The organism is Pseudomonas sp. B2021 (assembly GCF_018135665.1).
Classification (GTDB): domain Bacteria; phylum Pseudomonadota; class Gammaproteobacteria; order Pseudomonadales; family Pseudomonadaceae; genus Aquipseudomonas; species Aquipseudomonas lactis.
This window is the reverse complement of sequence record NZ_SMOF01000001.1, coordinates 4,787,255-4,806,083: the sequence shown is the minus strand read 5'-3', so window position 1 is coordinate 4,806,083 and position 18,829 is coordinate 4,787,255. Positions and strand designations below refer to the sequence as shown.

Sequence of the window (18,829 nt, the reverse complement as noted above, 5' to 3'; positions counted from 1 at the left end):
AAGTGTAAATTCAAAGACTCACGGCGTTATTGCGCTCGGCCTGCTTCAAATAAGCCGTCAACTCCCGGGCCTGCAGCGGTTTGCTGTAGTGATAACCCTGCCCCTCATGGCACCCCTCGGAGATGACATAGGCCTCCTGTTCGGCAGTCTCCACTCCTTCGGCAATCACCTGCATGCCCAAGCTTTTGCCCAGTTGGATAATGGCACGCACGATGGTTGCGTCATCGTCGTCGTCCTGCAGGTCCTGGACGAAGCTCTTGTCGATCTTGATCTTGTCCAGGGGCAGGCTTTTGAGGTAACTCAGGGATGAGTAGCCAGTGCCGAAGTCATCAATGGCGATCAGCGCCCCGGAGCGGCGCAGGCTCAACAGGTGCTGGGCGGCGGTGCTGATGTCTTCCATCAGGCCGGTCTCGGTCACTTCCAGCTCCAGGCTGCGCGGCGGCAGGCGATAGATCTGCATCAGGTTGTTGACCACCCGCGGCAACTCGGTGTGGTGCAGTTGCACGGTGGACAGGTTGACGGCCATGCGCAGCGCCGTGAAGCCCTGGTCATGCCATTCGCGCAGTTGCCGGCACGCCTGGTCCAGCACCCATTCGCCAATGGGAATAATGGTGCCGTTCTGTTCCGCCAGCGGGATAAACAAATCCGGCGGTACCAGCCCGTGCTCAGGGTGTTGCCAGCGTAGCAGGGCTTCCACGCCCACCACCTGATGGTCGCGGTAACTGATTTGCGGTTGGTACACCAGGTGCAACTGCTCGCGGCTCAGCGCATCGCGCAGGTCTTTCTCCAATTCACGGCGCCGGCGCATTTCGCTGTCGACGCTGGCGATATAAAACTGATAACGGTTGCGCGAGCGGCTCTTGGCCAGGGTCATGGTTTGCTCGGCTTTTTGCAGCAACTTCTCGGTGCTGTCGCCATCCTCCGGGAACAGCGTAATGCCAATGGTGGCGCGCAGGCGGATCAGGTCGTGGTCGAGGGCGAATTCAGCCTCCAGGTCATCGAGAATACTTTGCGCCAGTTCGGCGGCTTCGTAGGGCTGGTCGATATCGGCTTGCACCAGGGCGAACTGGTCACCGCCCAGACGGGCGAGCGTACCCAGGCGGCCGCTGTGGGCGCGCAGACGGTCGGCCAGGGCCAGCAGCAGTTTGTCGCCGGCCTGGTAGGTGAACTGCTCGTTGACGCTCTTGAAGTCATCCAGCCCCACGCACAACACCGCGACACGGCGTTGCCGGCGTCCGGCGTCCGTGAGGATCTTGTCCAGTTGCGCCTGCAACTTCTGGCGGTTCGGCAGGCCGGTCAGGAAGTCGTATTGGGCCATGCGCAACAGGCTCGACTCGGCCTCGTGGCGCAAGTGGGTATTGCGCTCGATGGATTCGAGCAATTGGTTGGCGGTGTTTATCCACTGCCCCAGTTCGTTGCGTTCGTGGCCCTTGAGCTGAGGGATCTTGTGCTCGCTGGGACGGTCCGGGTTGATCGAGGTCAGGTGCCCGATCATCCGCGACAGCGGTTTGGTCAGCATCCAGTGATACACCAGGTACAACACCAGCCCCATGACCAGGGCGCGCAATACGCCCGAGATAAAGATGATGACCGAGCTGACCAGGAAACTTCGGCCGTAGGTGGCGGTGTCGAGGGTGATGCTGAGGTCGCCGTAGTATTCGCTATAGGGGCCCTTGCCCACCAACGAAGTGGTAAAGGAGCGTTCCTGGCCAAGAATCAGATCGGTCAACCAGCGGCTGGGGGACTGCTGTAAAGGGCGGTTTTTTTCCGCCAGCATGGTCTCGTTGGGGTGGCCGATAGAAGCCATGCGCACAGCGTCGTCCTGGAACAGACCTTCGATCACCTGCATGCCCATCTCGCGATCCAGGCTGTACACGGCCTGGGTCGAGGGGTCGCGAAACATGTCGAGAATGCGCTGGGCATCGCCTGCCACGGCCTGGCGCGTTTTGTAGGCATCAAAAACGATCTGCGCCGCGCTCAGTGCCACACCCACGATCAAGGCCGACAGCAGCACAACCCGTAGCAACTTCACCGACAAGCTGTTCTTGAGTTCCAGCTTCAAAGGGGGCATTCCTTGTCTCATGCGGGTGGCCGTCAATATGCCATGAGTATTGGCAATCTGGTGATGGCAGTCAAAGGGACATTGGGGCCTTGGCTTAATTGAGGTTTGGGCTGGATAAACGCAGGTAGGCGCCCGCTGATGTTCGGGCTTGTCATAAACAGGAAAGGGTAGAGTGCAGCAGCGGAGAAGGCGGAGGCTATCCGCCTTCTAGTTGGCGACGATTTAAGAAAAATCGATCTGGCCCTGAGGCTGTTGCTGTTCCCCACCGATTTTCGAGCCTTCACTGACCATGTCCAGGGCTTTGTTTGCCAAGTCCATTGCGCCTTTTGCCAGGTCCAGCCCTTTATCAGCAATACCCGCTACCACTGGGACCGCACCTGCAACCCCTGCTGCCATCGAAATAGGATCCATCGTCATGCTCCACATTGATTCAGGAGGGTTATTCCTCCTGACGTTTGTGTGGTCAATTGTTACGGTTGAGTTCCGGTATCTCTGCGCTGTCAGCCTGGCGCGCATAAAAAAGCCCGGCAATCGCCGGGCTCTTTCTACTGCAAGCGTTACTTAGGCAGTGAAGGTCTTGCCTTCGAACTGCTCAGCCACGAACTTCCAGTTGACCAGGTTCCAGAACGCTTCCACATACTTTGGACGCACGTTGCGGTAGTCGATGTAGTAGGCGTGTTCCCAGACGTCGCAGGTCAGCAGCGGGGTGTCGCCGTTGGTCAGCGGGTTGCCGGCGCCGATGGTGCTGGCCAGGGCCAGGGAACCGTCAGCCTTTTTCACCAGCCAGCCCCAACCGGAACCGAAGGTGCCGACCGAAGTCTTGGTGAACTCTTCCTTGAACTTGTCGAACGAACCGAACGCAGCGTTGATGGCTTCAGCCAGCGCGCCGGTTGGTTGGCCGCCGGCGTTTGGCGCCAGGCAGTTCCAGTAGAAGGTGTGGTTCCAGACCTGAGCGGCGTTGTTGAAGATGCCGCCCGAGGAAGACTTGACGATCTCTTCCAGGGTCTTGCCTTCGAACTCGGTGCCAGGCACCAGGTTGTTCAGGTTCACGACATAGGTGTTGTGGTGCTTGTCGTGGTGGTATTCCAAGGTTTCCTTGGAGATGTGCGGCTGCAGGGCATCGTGTGCGTAGGGCAGCGGCGGCAATTCGAAAGCCATGATGATTCTCCTAATCAGGTCAGTTGCGGTGAGCGCAAGGCCGATCACGGGCGGCCAAACATGCGCCGGGGAGTTTGTACTCTTTGCGGCGCAGGGGGCCGATCATAGCACCGGGGGTGCGGCATAACCACGCAACAACTGTGTGGGATAGAGGTTCCAGCGCGTTTTGGAATATTCGTCAGGCGCTGATCAGTTGATAGGCCACAGAGAACATCATCGCGGCGACCAGCAGGTCCAGCAAGCGCCAGGTGGCCGGGCGTGCCAGCCAGGGTGCCAGCCATGCCGCACCCAGCGCCAGGGTGGCGAACCACAGGAATGAAGCACTGGCCGCACCGGCTACGTAGGCACCCGGTTCGGTTTGTTGCGCGCCCAGGGAGCCGATCAGCAGGACGGTGTCCAAGTAAACGTGGGGGTTGAGCAAGGTGACCGCCAGGGCGCTCAGCAATACGGCGCGCAATGAGCGCGTCTTGAGGCTGTCGCTTTGGTCCAGGCTCTGTTTCGAGCAGGCCCTGCGCAGCGCGCACGCGCCGTACCAGAGCAAGAACGCAGCGCCGCCCCAGCGTGCCACCGCCAGCAGTATCGGGCTCTGCGCCAGCACGGTGGCCAGCCCAAATACCCCGGCGGCCACTAACAGTGCGTCGCAGATCACACACAACGCCGCCACGGGTAAGTGATGTTCGCGGCGCAGACTTTGGGCGAGTACGAATGCATTTTGGCTGCCGATTGCCATGATCAACCCGAGGGCCACCAGCAAACCGTTCATATAGCTTTGCCACATAGAAGGAGATCCTTGTTGATGCTCAAACGATGCTGGCTATGGTGCCGCTCAAGGTTGTATAAGAAAAACCAATATTGCTGATCGCTCATTAGAGAAACTGATGTTCGACTATAAATTGCTTTCTGCCCTGGCGGCGGTGGTGGAACAAGCCGGCTTTGAGCGCGGTGCCCAGGTGTTGGGGCTGTCGCAGTCAGCCATCTCCCAACGCATCAAGCTATTGGAGGCGCGCATCGGCCAGCCGGTGTTGATACGGGCCTCGCCGCCAACGCCCACCGATATCGGCCGGCGCCTGCTCAACCATGTGCAGCAGGTGCGTTTGCTGGAGCGTGACCTGCAAAGCCAGGTACCGGCCCTGGACGAGGAGGGTATGCCCGAGCGTCTGCGCATTGCCCTGAATGCCGACAGCCTCGCCACCTGGTGGGCCGAGGCGGTCAGCGACTTCTGCGCCGAACAGCATTTGCTGCTGGACCTGGTGGTCGAAGACCAGACCGTGGGCCTCAAACGCATGCGCGCCGGTGAAGTGGCGGCCTGCATTTGTGCCAGCGAACGTCCCGTGGCCGGGGCTCGCAGCCTGTTGCTGGGCGCCATGCGTTATCGGGCGCTGGCCAGCCCGGCCTTTCTGGCGCGGCATTTTCCTGGAGGTGTGCGGGCCGACCAATTGGCGCGCACGCCTGCGCTGGTGTTCGGCCCGGATGATTTTCTGCAGCACCGCTACCTGGCGTCCCTAGGCGTGGACGGTGGTTTCGAACACCATCTATGCCCGTCATCCGAAGGATTTATCCGCCTGACGGAAGCCGGCTTGGGTTGGGGGCTGGTGCCTGAATTACAGGTGCGTGACCAGTTGGAAACCGGCGTATTGGTCGAGTTATTGCCAGATAAGCCCATCGATGTGCCGCTGTACTGGCATCATTGGCGCAGTGGCGGGCAACTGTTGGGCTTGTTGACCGACCATCTGGCCGATGTGTGTGGCCATTGGTTGGTGCCGTTGGAGTGATAGCGCGCGTCAAGGCAACAGCGATGAAAAACGAAAGAACACGGAGTACTACATGAAAATTCTGGTCACCGGCGCAAGCGGCTTCATCGGCGGGCGCTTTGCGCGCTTCGCCCTTGAACAGGGCCTGGACGTGCGGGTCAACGGGCGGCGCGCCGAGGGTGTGGAGCACCTGGTACGGCGTGGTGCCGAGTTTATCCAGGGTGACTTGAATGACGCCGACCTGGTGCGCGACCTGTGCCGCGATGTCGAAGCCGTGGTGCATTGCGCCGGCGCCGTCGGGCTGTGGGGCAAGTACCAGGACTTCCACCAGAATAATGTGCTGGTCACCGAAAACGTCGTCGAGGCCTGCCTGAAACAGCGCGTCGGGCGCCTGGTGCACCTGTCGTCGCCGTCGATCTACTTTGACGGTCGCGACCATCTGGGGCTCACCGAAGAACAAGTGCCCAAGCGTTTCAAGCATCCCTATGCCGCTACCAAGTACCTGGCTGAGCAGAAGGTCTTTGGCGCTCAGGAGTTCGGCCTGCAAGTGATCGCCCTGCGCCCGCGCTTTGTCACCGGGGCCGGCGATATGAGCATCTTCCCGCGCCTGCTGAAAATGCAGCGCAAGAACCGCCTGGCGATCGTCGGCGACGGCTTGAACAAAGTCGACTTCACCAGCGTGCATAACCTTAACGAGGCGCTGCTCAGCAGTTTGCTCGCCACCGGCTCTGCGCTGGGCAAAGCCTACAACATCAGCAACGGCGCACCGGTGCCGATCTGGGATGTGGTGAACTACGTGATGCGGCAAATGGAGCTGCCTCAGGTGACCCGTTACCGCTCCTACGGTGTGTCTTACAGCGTGGCAGCCTTGAATGAAGCCTTCTGCGCGATATGGCCGGGGCGGCCGGAACCAGCGTTGTCGCGCCTGGGCATGCAGGTGATGAACAAAGATTTCACCCTCGACATCAGCCGCGCCAGGCATTATCTCGACTACGAGCCCAAGGTCAGCCTGTGGGCCGCGCTCGACGAGTTCTGCAGCTGGTGGAAAGCCCAGGACCCGGGCCGCCAATAAGCTCATAAGCAGCAACACTTCGGGAACCCAATTGCAGGTTCCGAGTCGATCCATGCGCCGGGAGTGCGGTTTATACTCCTGCCGCTCGGCCTTGCAGCCAGCCATCTCATTGATTCAGGGTAGATTCATGCGTAACGATGCTAAAGACGACTTCGACAACGTTCCCAGCCTGCGGGCCGATACTGGGGATGACGATGATTTCGTGCCGACCGCCGCGACGTCGGTGCGTTCGCGAACGACGCCCGTGGTCAAGGTCAAGAGCGCCAGCACCGGGCCGTTGTGGGCATTGGTTGGCGCGCTGTTGATCGCCTTCGCGGGCCTGGCCTGGTGGAGCTTTCAGCAGATCTCCCTGATGGGCCAGCAGTTGGTCGCCACCCAGGAGAGTTTTGCCCGTATCAGCGAAGAAGCGGCGGGGCGCCTGCAGGCGATCTCCGGCAAGGTCGTGGCCAGCGAAGCCAATGTGAACAACGGCAGCGAAGCCTTGAAACTGCAGATCAAGCAGCTGGAAGCCCAGTTGCAGGAGCAGGGCAAGCAACAGTTGGGCGTCGCGGGGCAGGCCTCCGAACTGGACACCCGCCTGGCCCAGATGAGTGCCAGCACCACCGAACTGACAGCGGCCAATACCAAGCTGCAAGGCCAGGTGCAGGCCCTCACTGACGCGGTCGCCAGCCTCACGGCAGCACAGGCCGAGGTCAAGGGCCTGGCCACCGATGTGGCCGCCTTGAAGAAACAAGGCAACCCGAGTGCGGCCATCGCCCGTCTCGAGCAAGACCTGCTGGTACTCAAGAGCGCCCAGGAAAACCAGCCGGTCAACGTCGACGCGCCGACCAACAAGGAATTCGACGTGTTCCGTATCCAGACCACGCGCAATATCACCACCTTGCAAAGCCAGGTGCAGAACTTGAATCAGCGCCTTAATGCGCCGGCTGCGGCCACACCACTGGGCCAATGAACGCAAATCGTCCTCTGTAGGAGCGAGCTTGCTCGCGAAAAACGTTAACGATCACGCGGGTTTCCTGGATAAGCGCGGCGCTTGTTGGCTTTTCGCGAGCAAGCTCGCTCCTACATTAGGATTAGGCTGTTGATTGTCACCATTTTGTGACATTTACCATCCCTTTCGTTACTTGCCCATCCCACGCCCTTGTTTAGACTCCGGTCATCCCAAAAAAACAATAAGGGCCACCCATGACCACCCATCCACTGCCTGCCAGCAGTTGGCTGAATGCACCTGCCCATCACGCCTGGCTCGCCGCCGAAGGCCAGCGGCTGCTGGCGTTCGCCAAGGCATCGCGCCTGCCGGACGGTTTCGGCAACCTTGACGATAAAGGCCAGTTGCCGGCCAATGCCCGCGCCGAAACCATGAACACCGCGCGCATGACCCACAGCTTTGCCATGGCCCATGCCATGGGGTTGCCGGGTTATGCCGAGTTGGTGGCGCACGGTGTGGCGGCGCTCAGCGGCCCGCTGCGCGACAGCGAGCACGGTGGCTGGTTCGCCGCGCCCCATGCGGTTGATGGCAATACCGGTAAGGCGGCCTACCTGCACGCCTTCGTGGCCCTCGCCGCCAGCTCTGCCGTGGTGGCCGGCGCGCCGGGTGCGCGCACATTAATGAACGACGCTATCCATATCATCGACCAGTTCTTCTGGAGCGAAGAGGAGGGCGTCATGCTCGAATCCTTCGCTGGGGACTGGAGCGGCGTCGAAGCCTATCGTGGTGCCAACAGCAACATGCACGCCACTGAAGCCTTCCTGGCGTTGGCCGATGTCAGCGGTGATACACGCTGGCTGGACCGCGCGCTGCGCATTGTCGAGCGAGTGATCCACACCCACGCCGCCGGCAACCAGTTCATGGTGATCGAGCATTTCGACGCGCAGTGGAAGCCCTTGCTCGGTTACAACCAAGACAACCCCGCCGATGGCTTTCGCCCTTACGGCATCACACCCGGCCATGGTTTTGAATGGGCGCGGTTGCTGCTGCACCTGGAAGCTGCACGCCTCAAGGCCAAGCTGGCCACGCCGGACTGGCTGGTGAGCGACGCCAAAGGCCTGTTCGCCAGTGCCTGCGAGTACGCCTGGGCGGTGGATGGTGCGCCGGGCCTTGTCTACACTTTGGATTGGAACCAGCGCCCGGTGGTACGCGAGCGCCTGCACTGGACCCATGCTGAAGCCAGCGCCGCCGCTCAAGCGCTGCTCAAACGTAGCGGCGAGCTGCATTACGAAACCTGGTACCGGCGCTTCTGGGAATTTTGCGAAACCCACTTCATCGACCGGCTCCAGGGCAGTTGGCATCACGAACTCAGCCCGCACAACCAACCCAGCAGCAAAATCTGGGGCGGCAAACCTGACCTGTACCATGCCTGGCAAGCGGTTGTGCTGCCTGCACTGCCCTTGGCACCCAGCTTGGCCAGTGCATTGGGCAGTGGATGCTATGTCACCAAGTGGTGACATTTGCGCGTCCCTTTGTTACCTGTGCCCCGAAAATCCATGTTTAAACTCCGTGCAGCGCAAGCTCTAGACTTGCATGCATAACAACAAGAAAAGGTACTCAGATGAACGCGATTAATCGCCTCGCCGTCGCTATTTCCATTGCCTCGTTGTTCCCCCTCAGTGCATTTGCCGCCGACTCCAAAGGTACGGTGGAAGTGGTGCATTGGTGGACCTCCGGCGGTGAAAAAGCGGCTGTGGATGTCCTGAAGGCCCAAGTTGAGAAAGACGGCTTCACCTGGAAAGACGGTGCTGTAGCAGGCGGCGGTGGCGCCACTGCCATGACCGTGCTCAAAAGCCGCGCGGTCGCCGGCAACCCGCCAGGCGTTGCCCAGATCAAAGGCCCTGACATCCAGGAGTGGGCGTCGACTGGCCTGCTCGACACCGACGTGCTCAAAGACGTCGCCAAAGAAGAAAAGTGGGATTCGCTGCTCGACAAGAAAGTCTCCGACACCGTGAAATACGACGGTGACTACGTCGCCGTGCCGGTGAACATCCACCGCGTGAACTGGCTGTGGATCAACCCGGAAGTCTTCAAGAAAGCCGGCATCACCAAGAACCCAACCACCCTCGAAGAATTCTACGCAGCGGGCGACAAGCTCAAGGCTGCAGGCTTCATTGCGCTCGCCCACGGCGGTCAGCCTTGGCAGGACAGCACCGTGTTCGAAGCGGTTGTGCTTTCGGTAATGGGCGCTGATGGCTACAAGAAAGCCCTGGTCGACCTGGATAACGGCGCATTGACCGGCCCGGAAATGGTCAAGGCCCTCACCGAGCTGAAGAAAGTCGCGACCTACATGGACGTCGACGGCAAGGGCCAGGACTGGAACCTGGAAGCGGGCAAGGTCATCAATGGCAAGGCCGGCATGCAGATCATGGGTGACTGGGCCAAGTCCGAATGGACCGCCGCCAAGAAAGTCGCCGGCAAGGATTATGAGTGCGTAGCGTTCCCGGGCACCGACAAAGCCTTCACCTACAACATCGACTCCCTGGCGGTGTTCAAGCAGAAAGACAAAGGCACTGCCGCGGGTCAGCAGGACATCGCCAAAGTCGTGCTGGGTGAAAACTTCCAGAAGGTGTTCAGCATCAACAAGGGCTCGATCCCTGTGCGTAACGACATGCTGACCAAGATGGAATCCTACGGCTTTGATTCTTGCGCCCAGACCGCCGCCAAGGACTTTTTGGCCGACGCCAAGACTGGCGGTCTGCAGCCAAGCATGGCCCACAACATGGCCACGACCCTGGCGGTACAGGGTGCGTTCTTCGATGTCGTGACCAACTTTATCAACGACCCGAAAGCCGACCCGGCCGACACGGCCAAGAAGCTTGGCGCGGCGATCAAGTCGGCCAAGTAACACAGCCACTGTAGGAGCGAGCTTGCTCGCGAAAAACTCAAGGTCACCGCGTTCATCCTGTATGCACGCGTTATCGTTGAAGTCCTTCGCGAGCAAGCTCGCTCCTACAGGGTTCGGTTCAGTTGCTAGTCCTTTTTCCCTGTACTGGATTTTCCCATGAGTTCTGTTGCTGTGTTCAGCAAGGCCTCGCCATTCGATGTGCTGCAGCGCTGGCTCCCTAAACTGGTGCTGGCGCCGAGCATGCTCATCGTGCTGGTGGGCTTTTATGGCTACATCCTGTGGACGTTCGTGCTGTCGTTCACCACCTCGACCTTCCTGCCCAGCTACAAATGGGCGGGCCTGGCGCAGTATCAGCGGCTGTTCGATAACGACCGCTGGTGGGTGGCGAGCAAGAACCTGGCCGTGTTCGGCGGCATGTTCATCGGCATCACCCTGGTGATCGGTGTGCTGCTGGCGATTTTCCTCGACCAGAAAATCCGCCGCGAAGGCTTTATCCGCACCATTTACCTGTACCCGATGGCGCTCTCCATGATCGTCACCGGTACCGCCTGGAAATGGCTGCTCAACCCGGGCATGGGCCTGGACAAACTCTTGCGGGACTGGGGCTGGGAAGGCTTCCGTCTCGACTGGCTGATCGACCCGGACCGCGTGGTCTACTGCCTGGTGATCGCTGCTGTGTGGCAAGCCTCGGGCTTTATCATGGCGATGTTCCTCGCCGGCCTGCGCGGCGTTGATCAGTCGATCATTCGTGCTGCGCAGATCGATGGCGCGAGCTTGCCGCGCATCTACTGGAGCGTGGTGCTGCCCAGCCTGCGTCCGGTGTTCTTCAGTGCGGTGATGATCCTGGCGCACATTGCGATCAAGAGCTTCGACCTGGTGGCGGCAATGACCGCAGGCGGCCCGGGCTACTCGTCCGACCTGCCGGCGATGTTCATGTATTCGTTCACCTTCAGTCGCGGCCAGATGGGCATGGGCTCGGCCAGTGCAATCCTGATGCTCGGTGCGATCCTCGCGATCATCGTGCCGTACCTGTATTCCGAGCTGAGGACCAAGCGCAATGACTAGTCTCGCCGCCAAACCTGCCATCAGCCTGAGCCGCATCGCGATCTACGCGGTGCTGATCCTGGCGGTGCTGCTGTACCTGGTGCCGCTGGTGGTGATGTTGCTCACCAGCTTCAAGACCCCGGAAGACATCAGCACCGGTAACCTGCTGAGTTGGCCCACAGTGGTCAGCGGCATCGGCTGGGTCAAGGCCTGGGCCACTGTGGATGGCTACTTCTGGAACTCGATCAAGATCACCGTTCCTGCTGTGCTCATCTCTACCGCCATCGGCGCCTTGAACGGCTACGTGTTGTCGTTCTGGCGTTTCCGCGGTTCGCAGCTGTTCTTTGGCCTGCTGCTGTTCGGCTGCTTCCTGCCGTTCCAGACCGTGCTGCTGCCCGCGTCGTTCACCCTCGGCAAGATGGGCCTGGCCAGCACTACCACCGGCCTGGTGTTTATCCACGTGGTCTACGGCCTGGCGTTCACCACGCTGTTCTTCCGTAACTACTACGTGAGCATCCCGGATGCGCTGATCAAGGCCGCACGCCTGGACGGAGCGGGGTTCTTCACCATCTTCCGCCGGATCATCCTGCCGATGTCGACGCCGATCATCATGGTCTGCCTGATCTGGCAGTTCACCCAGATCTGGAACGACTTCCTGTTCGGCGTGGTGTTCTCCAGCGGCGACTCCCAGCCCATCACGGTGGCGCTGAACAACCTGGTCAACACCAGCACCGGGGCCAAGGAATATAACGTGGATATGGCGGCGGCGATGATCGCCGGGCTGCCGACCCTGCTGGTCTATGTGATCGCAGGCAAGTATTTCGTGCGCGGCCTCACGGCCGGCGCGGTCAAGGGGTAATCATGGCTACGCTTGAACTTCGCAATGTAAACAAGACCTATGGCGCCGGCCTGCCCGACACCTTGAAGAACATCGAACTGTCGATCAAAGAAGGCGAGTTCCTCATCCTGGTCGGCCCGTCGGGCTGTGGTAAGTCCACGCTGATGAACTGCATCGCCGGCCTTGAGACCATCACCGGCGGCGCAATCATGATCGGTGATCAAGACGTGAGCGGCATGAGCCCCAAGGACCGCGACATCGCCATGGTGTTCCAGTCCTACGCTTTGTACCCAACCATGAGCGTGCGCGAGAACATCGAGTTCGGCCTCAAGATCCGCAAGATGCCGCAAGCCGACATCGACGCCGAAGTGGCGCGCGTGGCCAAATTGCTGCAAATCGAGCACTTGCTCAACCGCAAGCCGGGCCAGTTGTCCGGTGGTCAGCAACAGCGCGTGGCCATGGGCCGTGCCCTGGCGCGACGGCCGAAGATTTACCTGTTCGACGAACCGCTGTCTAACCTTGACGCCAAGCTGCGCGTCGAGATGCGTACCGAAATGAAGCTGATGCACCAGCGTCTGAAAACCACCACCGTCTACGTGACCCACGACCAGATCGAAGCGATGACCCTGGGCGATAAAGTGGCGGTGATGAAGGACGGCATCATCCAGCAATTCGGCACGCCGAAGGAAATTTACAACGACCCTGCCAACCTGTTTGTGGCAAGCTTTATCGGTTCACCACCGATGAACTTCGTTCCCATGCGGCTAAAACGCCAGAACGGTGATCTGGTGGCGGTGCTCGACAGCGGCCAGGCCCGTTGCGAGTTGCCGTTGGGCATGAGTGACGCCGGGTTGGAAGACCGCGATGTGATCCTGGGCCTGCGCCCGGAGCAGATCGTGCTGGCAGCAGGCGAGGGCAACGGCTCGTCGAGCATTCGCGCCGAAGTGCAGGTGACCGAGCCTACCGGCCCGGACACCCTGGTGTTTGTGCAGCTCAACGACACCAAGGTGTGCTGCCGTTTGGCGCCGGACGTGGCACCGCAAGTGGGCGAGACCCTGACCTTGCAGTTCGACCCGGCCAAGGTATTGCTGTTTGACGCCAAGACCGGCGAGCGGTTGGGCACGGCTGCTTCATTGCCGGCACAGGGGCATGCCGACAATGTGACCCAGTTCAAGGGCCGTTAAGCAAGATAAGTGATTGTTTTAGTTAAAAAATGTAACCCGCGTTAGATAAAAACAGTTTAATAACAATAAAGACGAGGATGTAGGGATGAAAAAGCAACACAACAACACCCGGCTGATCTGCCAACTGTCAGCGGCAGCAGCCCTTGTATTGTCCGCCAATGCGATGGCGGCCGATGCATTCAGCGCCGATTCCAAGTGGATGACCGGCGATTGGGGCGGCGAGCGTACCAAGCTGATCGAGCAAGGTATCGACATCAAGGCCGACTACGTGGGCGAGATGGGCTACAACGCCCACGGCGGCTACAACGACGACAAGACCGGTCGTTACTCCGACCAGTTCGGTCTGGGCGTGGCGTTGGACCTGCAAAAACTGTGGGGCTGGGATAACACTCAGGCCAAGATCCAGTTGACCAATCGTAATGGCCAGAACATCTCCAATGACCGCATTGGCGACCCGCGTGCCGGCACCTTGAGTTCCTCGCAAGAAGTGTATGGCCGTGGCCACATGGTGCGCCTGACCCAGTTCTGGATTCAGCACCAGATGTTCGACAACAAGTTGGACGTGAAGCTCGGTTACTTCGGTGAAGGCGAAGACTTCAACACCTTCCCTTGCGACTTCCAGAACCTGTCGTTCTGCGGTTCCCAGGTCGGTAACTACGTCAATACCTGGTACAACTGGCCGGTCGCCCAGGCCGCTATCCGCGTGAAGTACAACATCACGCCTGAGCTGTATGCGCAAATCGGTGCCTACAACCAGAACCCTTCGCAGCTGGAGCACGGCAACGGCTTCAAACTCAGCGGCAGTGGTACCAAGGGCACCGTGATCCCGGTGGAATTGGTATGGTCGCCGAAGGTTAATAACCTGCCGGGCGAATACCGTGTGGGCTTCTATAAAAGTGCGGCCGATGCTCCGGATGTACGTGAAGACGTCAACGGTAACGATGCGGTCCTCAGCGGCGCCGACTTCCGTACCCGTAGCAGCAAGAAAGGCTACTGGTTCGTTGCGCAACAGCAACTCACCACCCATAACGGCGACGCTTCCCGTGGCCTGAACATCGCCGCCAACGCGACCTTCCATGACAAGGAAACCAACCTGGTCGACAACTACCAGTCGTTGATGCTGGTGTACAAAGGCCCATTCGACGCGCGTCCAAAAGATGACGTCGGCATTGGCGTCGCTCGCCTGCATGTCAACAATGATGTGAAGAAGAACTCTGAGCTGCTCAACGACGCCAGGGGCGTGAGCGATTACGACAATCCGCTGTACACGCCGATTCGTGAGACTGAGTACAACGTCGAACTCAACTACGGTTTCCACGTCACCAACTGGCTGACTGTGCGTCCGAACCTGCAGTACGTTGTCCAGCCTGGCGGCGTGGATAAAGTCGACAACGCGCTGGTAGCGGGCCTGAAAATTCAGTCTACGTTCTAACGCTGTTGCGATAAGCTCCTCTCTCTGTGCGCATTTGCGGGTAGCCATGGCTATCCGCTTTTTTTTGCGTGGCACTGTGATATTCGGGACCTGGGCACATGCACGAGCAACCGCTGCAACGCTTTTTCAAATCCCTGCGCGAGCGTCCGGTGTTCGCCTGGGAGCGCTTTCAGATGCGCGATGTGTTGGTGATCGACCATCCGCTGTGCCAGGCGGTGTTCAGTCGCCAGGGCGCGCAACTGTTGCACTTTCAGCCCACCGGCCAGAAGCCTTGGCTGTGGTGCGCGGCCAAGTGGCCACAGGTCGGCGCCATTCGTGGCGGCGTGCCGGTGTGCTGGCCTTGGTATGGCCGCCACCCCAGCGAAAATGCCTGGCCTTCCCACGGTTGGGCCCGCTTGATCGACTGGAAGCTGCTCGACAGCAGCACCGATGACGACGGCGTGCGACTGCACTGGCAATTGCAACTGTGCGACTGGCAGGTGGACTTGCACGCGCACCTGGGCGACACCCTGGAACTGCGCCTGAGTACCGAGCACCACGACGAGCTGCCGTGCCAGTTGAGCCATGCATTGCACGCTTACTGGCGTATTGGTCACGTTGATGAGGTAGCGCTGTCTGGGCTCGAAGGAGCGCAAGGTTATGACCAGCTCAATCGCCAGGTTTGTCAGCAGGAAGGCGAATTGCGGGTCGATGGTGGATGCCAGCGGGTGTTCCAGCATGAGGGTGAACTGCAGCTCAAGGACCACGCCTGGCAGCGTGAACTGTGCATCGACACGGGCGACACTGCCGACACGGTGGTGTGGCACCCGGGGAGCCGGCCGCTGTTGGGCGTGAGCTTTAACGAAGCGTCGGGGTTTGTGTGTGTGGAGGCGGCGATGGCGGCGGCGAGTCTGGCGCCGGGGGAGAGGGCCCACTTGAGTTTGCAGGCCAGGGCAGGGGTTTAGCGGTGTGGCTGATGGCGCTATCGCAGGCAAGCCAGCTCCCACCTTTGGAATGCATTCCCCTGTGGGAGCTGGCTTGCCTGCGATAGCGCCGGTACTGCTGGAAGAGCTGCCTGCTAGTTGAATTCATGATCGTTCCCACGCTCCGCGTGGGAATGCAGGCTATGACGCTCCGCGTCACGACGCTAAAGGCAGACGCAGAGCGTCCAGTGAGGCATTCCCACGCGGAGCGTGGGAACGATCAGTTGACACGGATTTAGTTGAATTCATCCCCCACCGGATATCGGCTGTCATTCAAGCTCTCTTTGATTTTCCGCAAATGCGGCTGAAAATCTACGCCACGGCGCAACGTCATGCCGGTCGCCAACACATCCAGCACCGTCAACTGGATAATCCGAGAAGTCATCGGCATGTAGATATCCGTGTCTTCCGGCAACGGGATGTTCAGGCTCACCGTACTGGCTTTGGCCAGCGGCGAGTTCTCGGCGGTCACGCCCAGCACTGACGCACCGTTTTCCCGAGCGATACGCGCCACTTCCACCAGCTCGCGGGTACGGCCGGTGTAGGAGATGATCACGAACAACTCTCCGGTGTGCGCCACCGAGGCGATCATGCGTTGCATCAGCACGTCGGCGTGGGCGGTCACTGCCAGGTTGAAGCGGAAGAACTTGTGCAGCGCATCCATGGCCACGGGAGCCGAAGCGCCGAGGCCAAAGAAGTGGATCTGCCGTGCCTGGATCAACAAGTCCACGGCCTTGCTGATCAGCGCCGGGTCCAGGGCCTGGCACGCGCTGTCCAGAGAGGCAATGGCGCTGCCAAAGATCTTCTGGGTGTAGGCCTCGGGGTTATCATCGGCCTCCACGGCGCGGCTGACATACGCGGCGCCACTGGCCAGGCTTTGCGCCAATTGCAATTTAAGTTCAGGGTAACCGCTGACACCGAACGAGCGGCAGAAACGGTTGACCGTCGGTTCACTGACCGAGGCGGCCTGGGCGAGGGCGGCGATCGAGAAGCGTGTGGCCTGCTGCGGGTTGAGCAGGATCACTTCAGCGACTTTGCGCTCGGCCTTGTTCAATTCTTCGAGGCGGTTCCGGATCTGTTCCAGAAGATTTCGCACGCGGTCCATTCAGTCTTTCCTTCGGGCGACGATGCAAATAAAAAGGCGGTAACCAATCGATGAGTGGCTTTTCGCGGTGGCCTATCCTACTGAGGGTAGCTGAACACCACCACTCGCAATGCGTATTTCCGGAAAATGTTGTGGTTATTACTACATTTTTCCTTGAGTGATGCCTTGAAAAAAGGTATTTGTAGCTTAACTTGATAAAAGAACAAACATCATGCCTTCGATAACCGTGGAACCCTGCACCTTTGCCCTGTTTGGCGCCTTGGGTGATCTGGCGCTGCGCAAGTTATTTCCTGCCCTTTATCAGCTCGATGGCGCCGGGTTGCTGCACGACGACACACGCATCCTGGCCCTGGCCCGTGAAGCTGGCTCCGAGCAGCAACACCTGGCCCATATCGAAAAAGAATTGCGTAAGTACGTCGGCAAGGAACTCGACGAAGCCGTGGCCCAGCGTTTCCTCGCGCGCCTTTCGTATGTGCATGTCGACTTCATGAAGGCCGACGACTACGTTGCCCTGGCCGAAAAAGTCGGCAGCGATCAACGCCTGATCGCCTACTTCGCCACCCCGGCGGCGGTGTACGGCGCGATCTGCGAAAACCTGTCCAAGGTCGGCCTGGCGGAAAATACCCGCGTGGTGCTGGAAAAACCCATCGGTTCGGACCTGGAGTCGTCGCGCAAGGTCAACGACGCCGTGGCGCAGTTTTTCCCGGAAAACCGCACCTACCGCATCGACCACTACCTGGGCAAAGAGACGGTGCAGAACCTGATCGCTCTGCGTTTTGCCAACAGCCTGTTCGAAACCCAGTGGAACCAGAATTACATCTCCCACGTGGAAATTACCGTGGCCGAGCAGGTTGGTATCGAAGGCCGTTGGGGTTACTTCGACAAGGCCGGCCAGCTGCGCGACATGATCCAGAACCATCTGTTGCAACTGCTTTGCCTGATTGCCATGGACCCGCCGGCCGACCTGTCCGCCGACAGCATCCGTGACGAGAAGGTCAAGGTGCTCAAGGCCCTGGCGCCGATCAGCCCTGAGGGCCTCACCACTCAAGTGGTGCGCGGCCAGTACATCGCCGGCTACAGCGCCGGTAAAGCCGTGCCGGGTTACCTGGAAGAAGACAATTCCAACACCCAGAGCGACACCGAGACGTTCGTTGCCCTGCGTGCTGATATCCGTAACTGGCGTTGGGCCGGCGTGCCGTTCTACCTGCGTACCGGTAAGCGTATGCCGCAAAAGCTGTCGCAGATTGTTATCCACTTCAAGGAACCGTCCCACTACATCTTCGCTCCCGAGCAGCGCCTGCAGATCAGCAACAAGCTGATCATCCGCCTGCAGCCGGACGAAGGTATTTCCTTGCGTGTGATGACCAAGGAGCAGGGCCTGGACAAAGGCATGCAACTGCGCAGCGGGCCACTGCAATTGAATTTTTCCGACACCTATCGCAGCGCACGCATCCCCGATGCCTACGAGCGGTTGTTGCTGGAAGTGATGCGCGGCAATCAGAACCTGTTTGTTCGCAAAGATGAAATCGAAGCCGCGTGGAAGTGGTGTGACCAGTTGATCGCCGGGTGGAAAAAATCCGGTGATGCGCCCAAGCCGTATGCGGCGGGGTCCTGGGGGCCGATGAGCTCGATTGCACTGATCACGCGGGATGGGAGGTCGTGGTATGGCGATATCTGAATTGAAACTGCCTCAGGGCGTTACTGCCCATGAGTACCGTACGCCTGCGCTGCTGGCCGATGGCCTGGCCAATGACGTGGCCGAGCAACTGCGTGGGGCCATCACTGCCCGTGGCGAGGCGACGTTGGTGGTGTCCGGCGGCCGCAGCCCCGTGGCGTTTTTCCAGAACCTGGCCAAGCAGGACCTGGACTGGTCCAAGGTCACCATCACCCTGGCCGATGAGCGCTGGGTGCCGGTCGAACACGCCGACAGCAATGCCGGCCTGTTGAAGCAACATTTGCTGCAAGGCCCGGCGGCCAAGGCGAAGTTCTTGAGCCTGTACAGCCCTGCCGCCAACCTTGAAGACGCTGCCGAGCAGGCCGATCGCCTGCTGGGTGAGTTGCCAGCCATTGATGTGCTGGTGCTGGGCATGGGCGATGACGGCCACACCGCATCGCTGTTCCCCAACAGCCCCAACCTGAGTGAAGCGCTGAAGGCCGACGGTACCCGCCGTTGCTGGCCGATGCTGGCGCCCACTGTGCCGCACCAGCGCCTGACCATGAGTCGTGCGTTGCTGACCACGGCCGACTACACCGTGCTGTCGATTTCCGGCAGTTCGAAATTGACGACCTTGAGCGCCGCCTTGGCCAGCGACGATGTTGCTGCCATGCCGATTCGCGCGTTTTTGCAACCTACTCTAGAGATTTACTGGTGCCCATGAGCCAAGG

The 18,829-nt window shown here is 60.0% G+C and carries 17 protein-coding genes; 12 read left to right on the top strand and 5 right to left on the bottom strand.

Annotated elements, in window-relative coordinates:
- Positions 1-10: 10 nt before the first annotated feature.
- From E1K68_RS21655 to E1K68_RS21640, 4 genes are all read right to left on the bottom strand, one after another.
- Positions 11-2,062: a bifunctional diguanylate cyclase/phosphodiesterase gene (locus E1K68_RS21655; RefSeq protein WP_003193777.1), complete on the bottom strand. Its 2,052-nt coding sequence runs from the start codon at positions 2,060-2,062 to the stop codon at positions 11-13.
- A gap of 222 nt (positions 2,063-2,284) precedes the next feature.
- Positions 2,285-2,473, bottom strand: a complete 189-nt coding sequence (locus tag E1K68_RS21650) for a hypothetical protein (RefSeq protein ID WP_144401845.1) — start codon at positions 2,471-2,473, stop codon at positions 2,285-2,287.
- A gap of 150 nt (positions 2,474-2,623) precedes the next feature.
- Positions 2,624-3,220: a Fe-Mn family superoxide dismutase gene (locus E1K68_RS21645; RefSeq protein ID WP_003175739.1), complete on the bottom strand. Its 597-nt coding sequence runs from the start codon at positions 3,218-3,220 to the stop codon at positions 2,624-2,626.
- A gap of 178 nt (positions 3,221-3,398) precedes the next feature.
- Positions 3,399-3,998 (bottom strand): LysE/ArgO family amino acid transporter, encoded by a 600-nt coding sequence (locus tag E1K68_RS21640; RefSeq protein ID WP_032895568.1) that lies wholly within the window; start codon positions 3,996-3,998, stop codon positions 3,399-3,401.
- 100 nt (positions 3,999-4,098) lie between these two features.
- Between E1K68_RS21640 and E1K68_RS21635 the strand changes: the two genes are divergently transcribed.
- The 10 genes from E1K68_RS21635 (at position 4,099) to E1K68_RS21590 (ending at position 15,321) form a co-directional block, all read left to right on the top strand.
- Complete coding sequence (locus E1K68_RS21635; RefSeq protein ID WP_003193773.1) at positions 4,099-4,992, top strand: LysR family transcriptional regulator ArgP; 894 nt, start codon at positions 4,099-4,101, stop codon at positions 4,990-4,992.
- Positions 4,993-5,044: 52 nt separating this feature from the next.
- Positions 5,045-6,043: an NAD(P)-dependent oxidoreductase gene (locus tag E1K68_RS21630; RefSeq protein ID WP_003193771.1), complete on the top strand. Its 999-nt coding sequence runs from the start codon at positions 5,045-5,047 to the stop codon at positions 6,041-6,043.
- Positions 6,044-6,170: 127 nt separating this feature from the next.
- The gene (locus E1K68_RS21625) at positions 6,171-6,995 is read left to right on the top strand and encodes an ATPase (protein ID WP_034134356.1); all 825 of its coding nucleotides are present in this window, start codon (positions 6,171-6,173) and stop codon (positions 6,993-6,995) included.
- Between the two features lie 233 nt (positions 6,996-7,228).
- A complete protein-coding gene (locus E1K68_RS21620; RefSeq protein ID WP_003193769.1) occupies positions 7,229-8,488 on the top strand; it encodes an AGE family epimerase/isomerase in 1,260 nt (419 codons plus the stop codon).
- A 104-nt stretch (positions 8,489-8,592) separates the two neighbouring features.
- The gene (locus E1K68_RS21615) at positions 8,593-9,879 is read left to right on the top strand and encodes an ABC transporter substrate-binding protein (protein ID WP_003193767.1); all 1,287 of its coding nucleotides are present in this window, start codon (positions 8,593-8,595) and stop codon (positions 9,877-9,879) included.
- Positions 9,880-10,035: 156 nt separating this feature from the next.
- On the top strand, positions 10,036-10,944 hold the full coding sequence (locus E1K68_RS21610; RefSeq protein WP_168224046.1) for a sugar ABC transporter permease: 909 nt from the start codon (positions 10,036-10,038) through the stop codon (positions 10,942-10,944).
- Positions 10,937-11,782, top strand: a complete 846-nt coding sequence (locus tag E1K68_RS21605; RefSeq protein WP_003193763.1) for a carbohydrate ABC transporter permease — start codon at positions 10,937-10,939, stop codon at positions 11,780-11,782. Before E1K68_RS21610 ends, E1K68_RS21605 begins: the two co-directional genes overlap by 8 nt.
- Positions 11,783-11,784: 2 nt before the next feature.
- The gene (gene ugpC, locus E1K68_RS21600) at positions 11,785-12,945 is read left to right on the top strand and encodes a sn-glycerol-3-phosphate ABC transporter ATP-binding protein UgpC (protein WP_034134354.1); all 1,161 of its coding nucleotides are present in this window, start codon (positions 11,785-11,787) and stop codon (positions 12,943-12,945) included.
- 85 nt (positions 12,946-13,030) lie between these two features.
- The gene (locus E1K68_RS21595; RefSeq protein WP_003193760.1) at positions 13,031-14,377 is read left to right on the top strand and encodes a carbohydrate porin; all 1,347 of its coding nucleotides are present in this window, start codon (positions 13,031-13,033) and stop codon (positions 14,375-14,377) included.
- 98 nt (positions 14,378-14,475) lie between these two features.
- Complete coding sequence (locus E1K68_RS21590) at positions 14,476-15,321, top strand: D-hexose-6-phosphate mutarotase (protein WP_003193759.1); 846 nt, start codon at positions 14,476-14,478, stop codon at positions 15,319-15,321.
- Positions 15,322-15,574: 253 nt separating this feature from the next.
- Here E1K68_RS21590 and E1K68_RS21585 read toward each other — a convergent pair whose 3' ends face one another.
- Positions 15,575-16,435, bottom strand: a complete 861-nt coding sequence (locus E1K68_RS21585) for a MurR/RpiR family transcriptional regulator (RefSeq protein ID WP_169856377.1) — start codon at positions 16,433-16,435, stop codon at positions 15,575-15,577.
- 220 nt (positions 16,436-16,655) lie between these two features.
- Between E1K68_RS21585 and zwf the strand changes: the two genes are divergently transcribed.
- Entirely contained in the window at positions 16,656-18,122 is a 1,467-nt protein-coding gene (gene zwf, locus E1K68_RS21580; RefSeq protein ID WP_120248622.1) for a glucose-6-phosphate dehydrogenase, read from the top strand.
- Positions 18,109-18,822, top strand: a complete 714-nt coding sequence (pgl, locus tag E1K68_RS21575) for a 6-phosphogluconolactonase (protein ID WP_212614640.1) — start codon at positions 18,109-18,111, stop codon at positions 18,820-18,822. The genes zwf and pgl overlap by 14 nt, the downstream gene beginning before the upstream one ends.
- Positions 18,823-18,829: the final 7 nt, after the last annotated feature.

Excerpts from the sequence above, each read along its gene's own strand:
- E1K68_RS21650 (WP_144401845.1), bottom strand. The coding sequence starts at position 2,473 with ATGGATCCTATTTCGATGGCAGCAGGGGTTGCAGGTGCGGTCCCAGTG.
- E1K68_RS21645 (WP_003175739.1), bottom strand. The coding sequence starts at position 3,220 with ATGGCTTTCGAATTGCCGCCGCTGCCCTACGCACACGATGCCCTGCAG.
- E1K68_RS21640 (WP_032895568.1), bottom strand. The coding sequence starts at position 3,998 with ATGTGGCAAAGCTATATGAACGGTTTGCTGGTGGCCCTCGGGTTGATC.
- E1K68_RS21635 (WP_003193773.1), top strand. The coding sequence starts at position 4,099 with ATGTTCGACTATAAATTGCTTTCTGCCCTGGCGGCGGTGGTGGAACAA.
- E1K68_RS21630 (WP_003193771.1), top strand. The coding sequence starts at position 5,045 with ATGAAAATTCTGGTCACCGGCGCAAGCGGCTTCATCGGCGGGCGCTTT.
- E1K68_RS21625 (WP_034134356.1), top strand. The coding sequence starts at position 6,171 with ATGCGTAACGATGCTAAAGACGACTTCGACAACGTTCCCAGCCTGCGG.
- E1K68_RS21620 (WP_003193769.1), top strand. The coding sequence starts at position 7,229 with ATGACCACCCATCCACTGCCTGCCAGCAGTTGGCTGAATGCACCTGCC.
- E1K68_RS21615 (WP_003193767.1), top strand. The coding sequence starts at position 8,593 with ATGAACGCGATTAATCGCCTCGCCGTCGCTATTTCCATTGCCTCGTTG.
- E1K68_RS21610 (WP_168224046.1), top strand. The coding sequence starts at position 10,036 with ATGAGTTCTGTTGCTGTGTTCAGCAAGGCCTCGCCATTCGATGTGCTG.
- E1K68_RS21605 (WP_003193763.1), top strand. The coding sequence starts at position 10,937 with ATGACTAGTCTCGCCGCCAAACCTGCCATCAGCCTGAGCCGCATCGCG.
- ugpC (WP_034134354.1), top strand. The coding sequence starts at position 11,785 with ATGGCTACGCTTGAACTTCGCAATGTAAACAAGACCTATGGCGCCGGC.
- E1K68_RS21595 (WP_003193760.1), top strand. The coding sequence starts at position 13,031 with ATGAAAAAGCAACACAACAACACCCGGCTGATCTGCCAACTGTCAGCG.
- E1K68_RS21590 (WP_003193759.1), top strand. The coding sequence starts at position 14,476 with ATGCACGAGCAACCGCTGCAACGCTTTTTCAAATCCCTGCGCGAGCGT.
- zwf (WP_120248622.1), top strand. The coding sequence starts at position 16,656 with ATGCCTTCGATAACCGTGGAACCCTGCACCTTTGCCCTGTTTGGCGCC.
- pgl (WP_212614640.1), top strand. The coding sequence starts at position 18,109 with ATGGCGATATCTGAATTGAAACTGCCTCAGGGCGTTACTGCCCATGAG.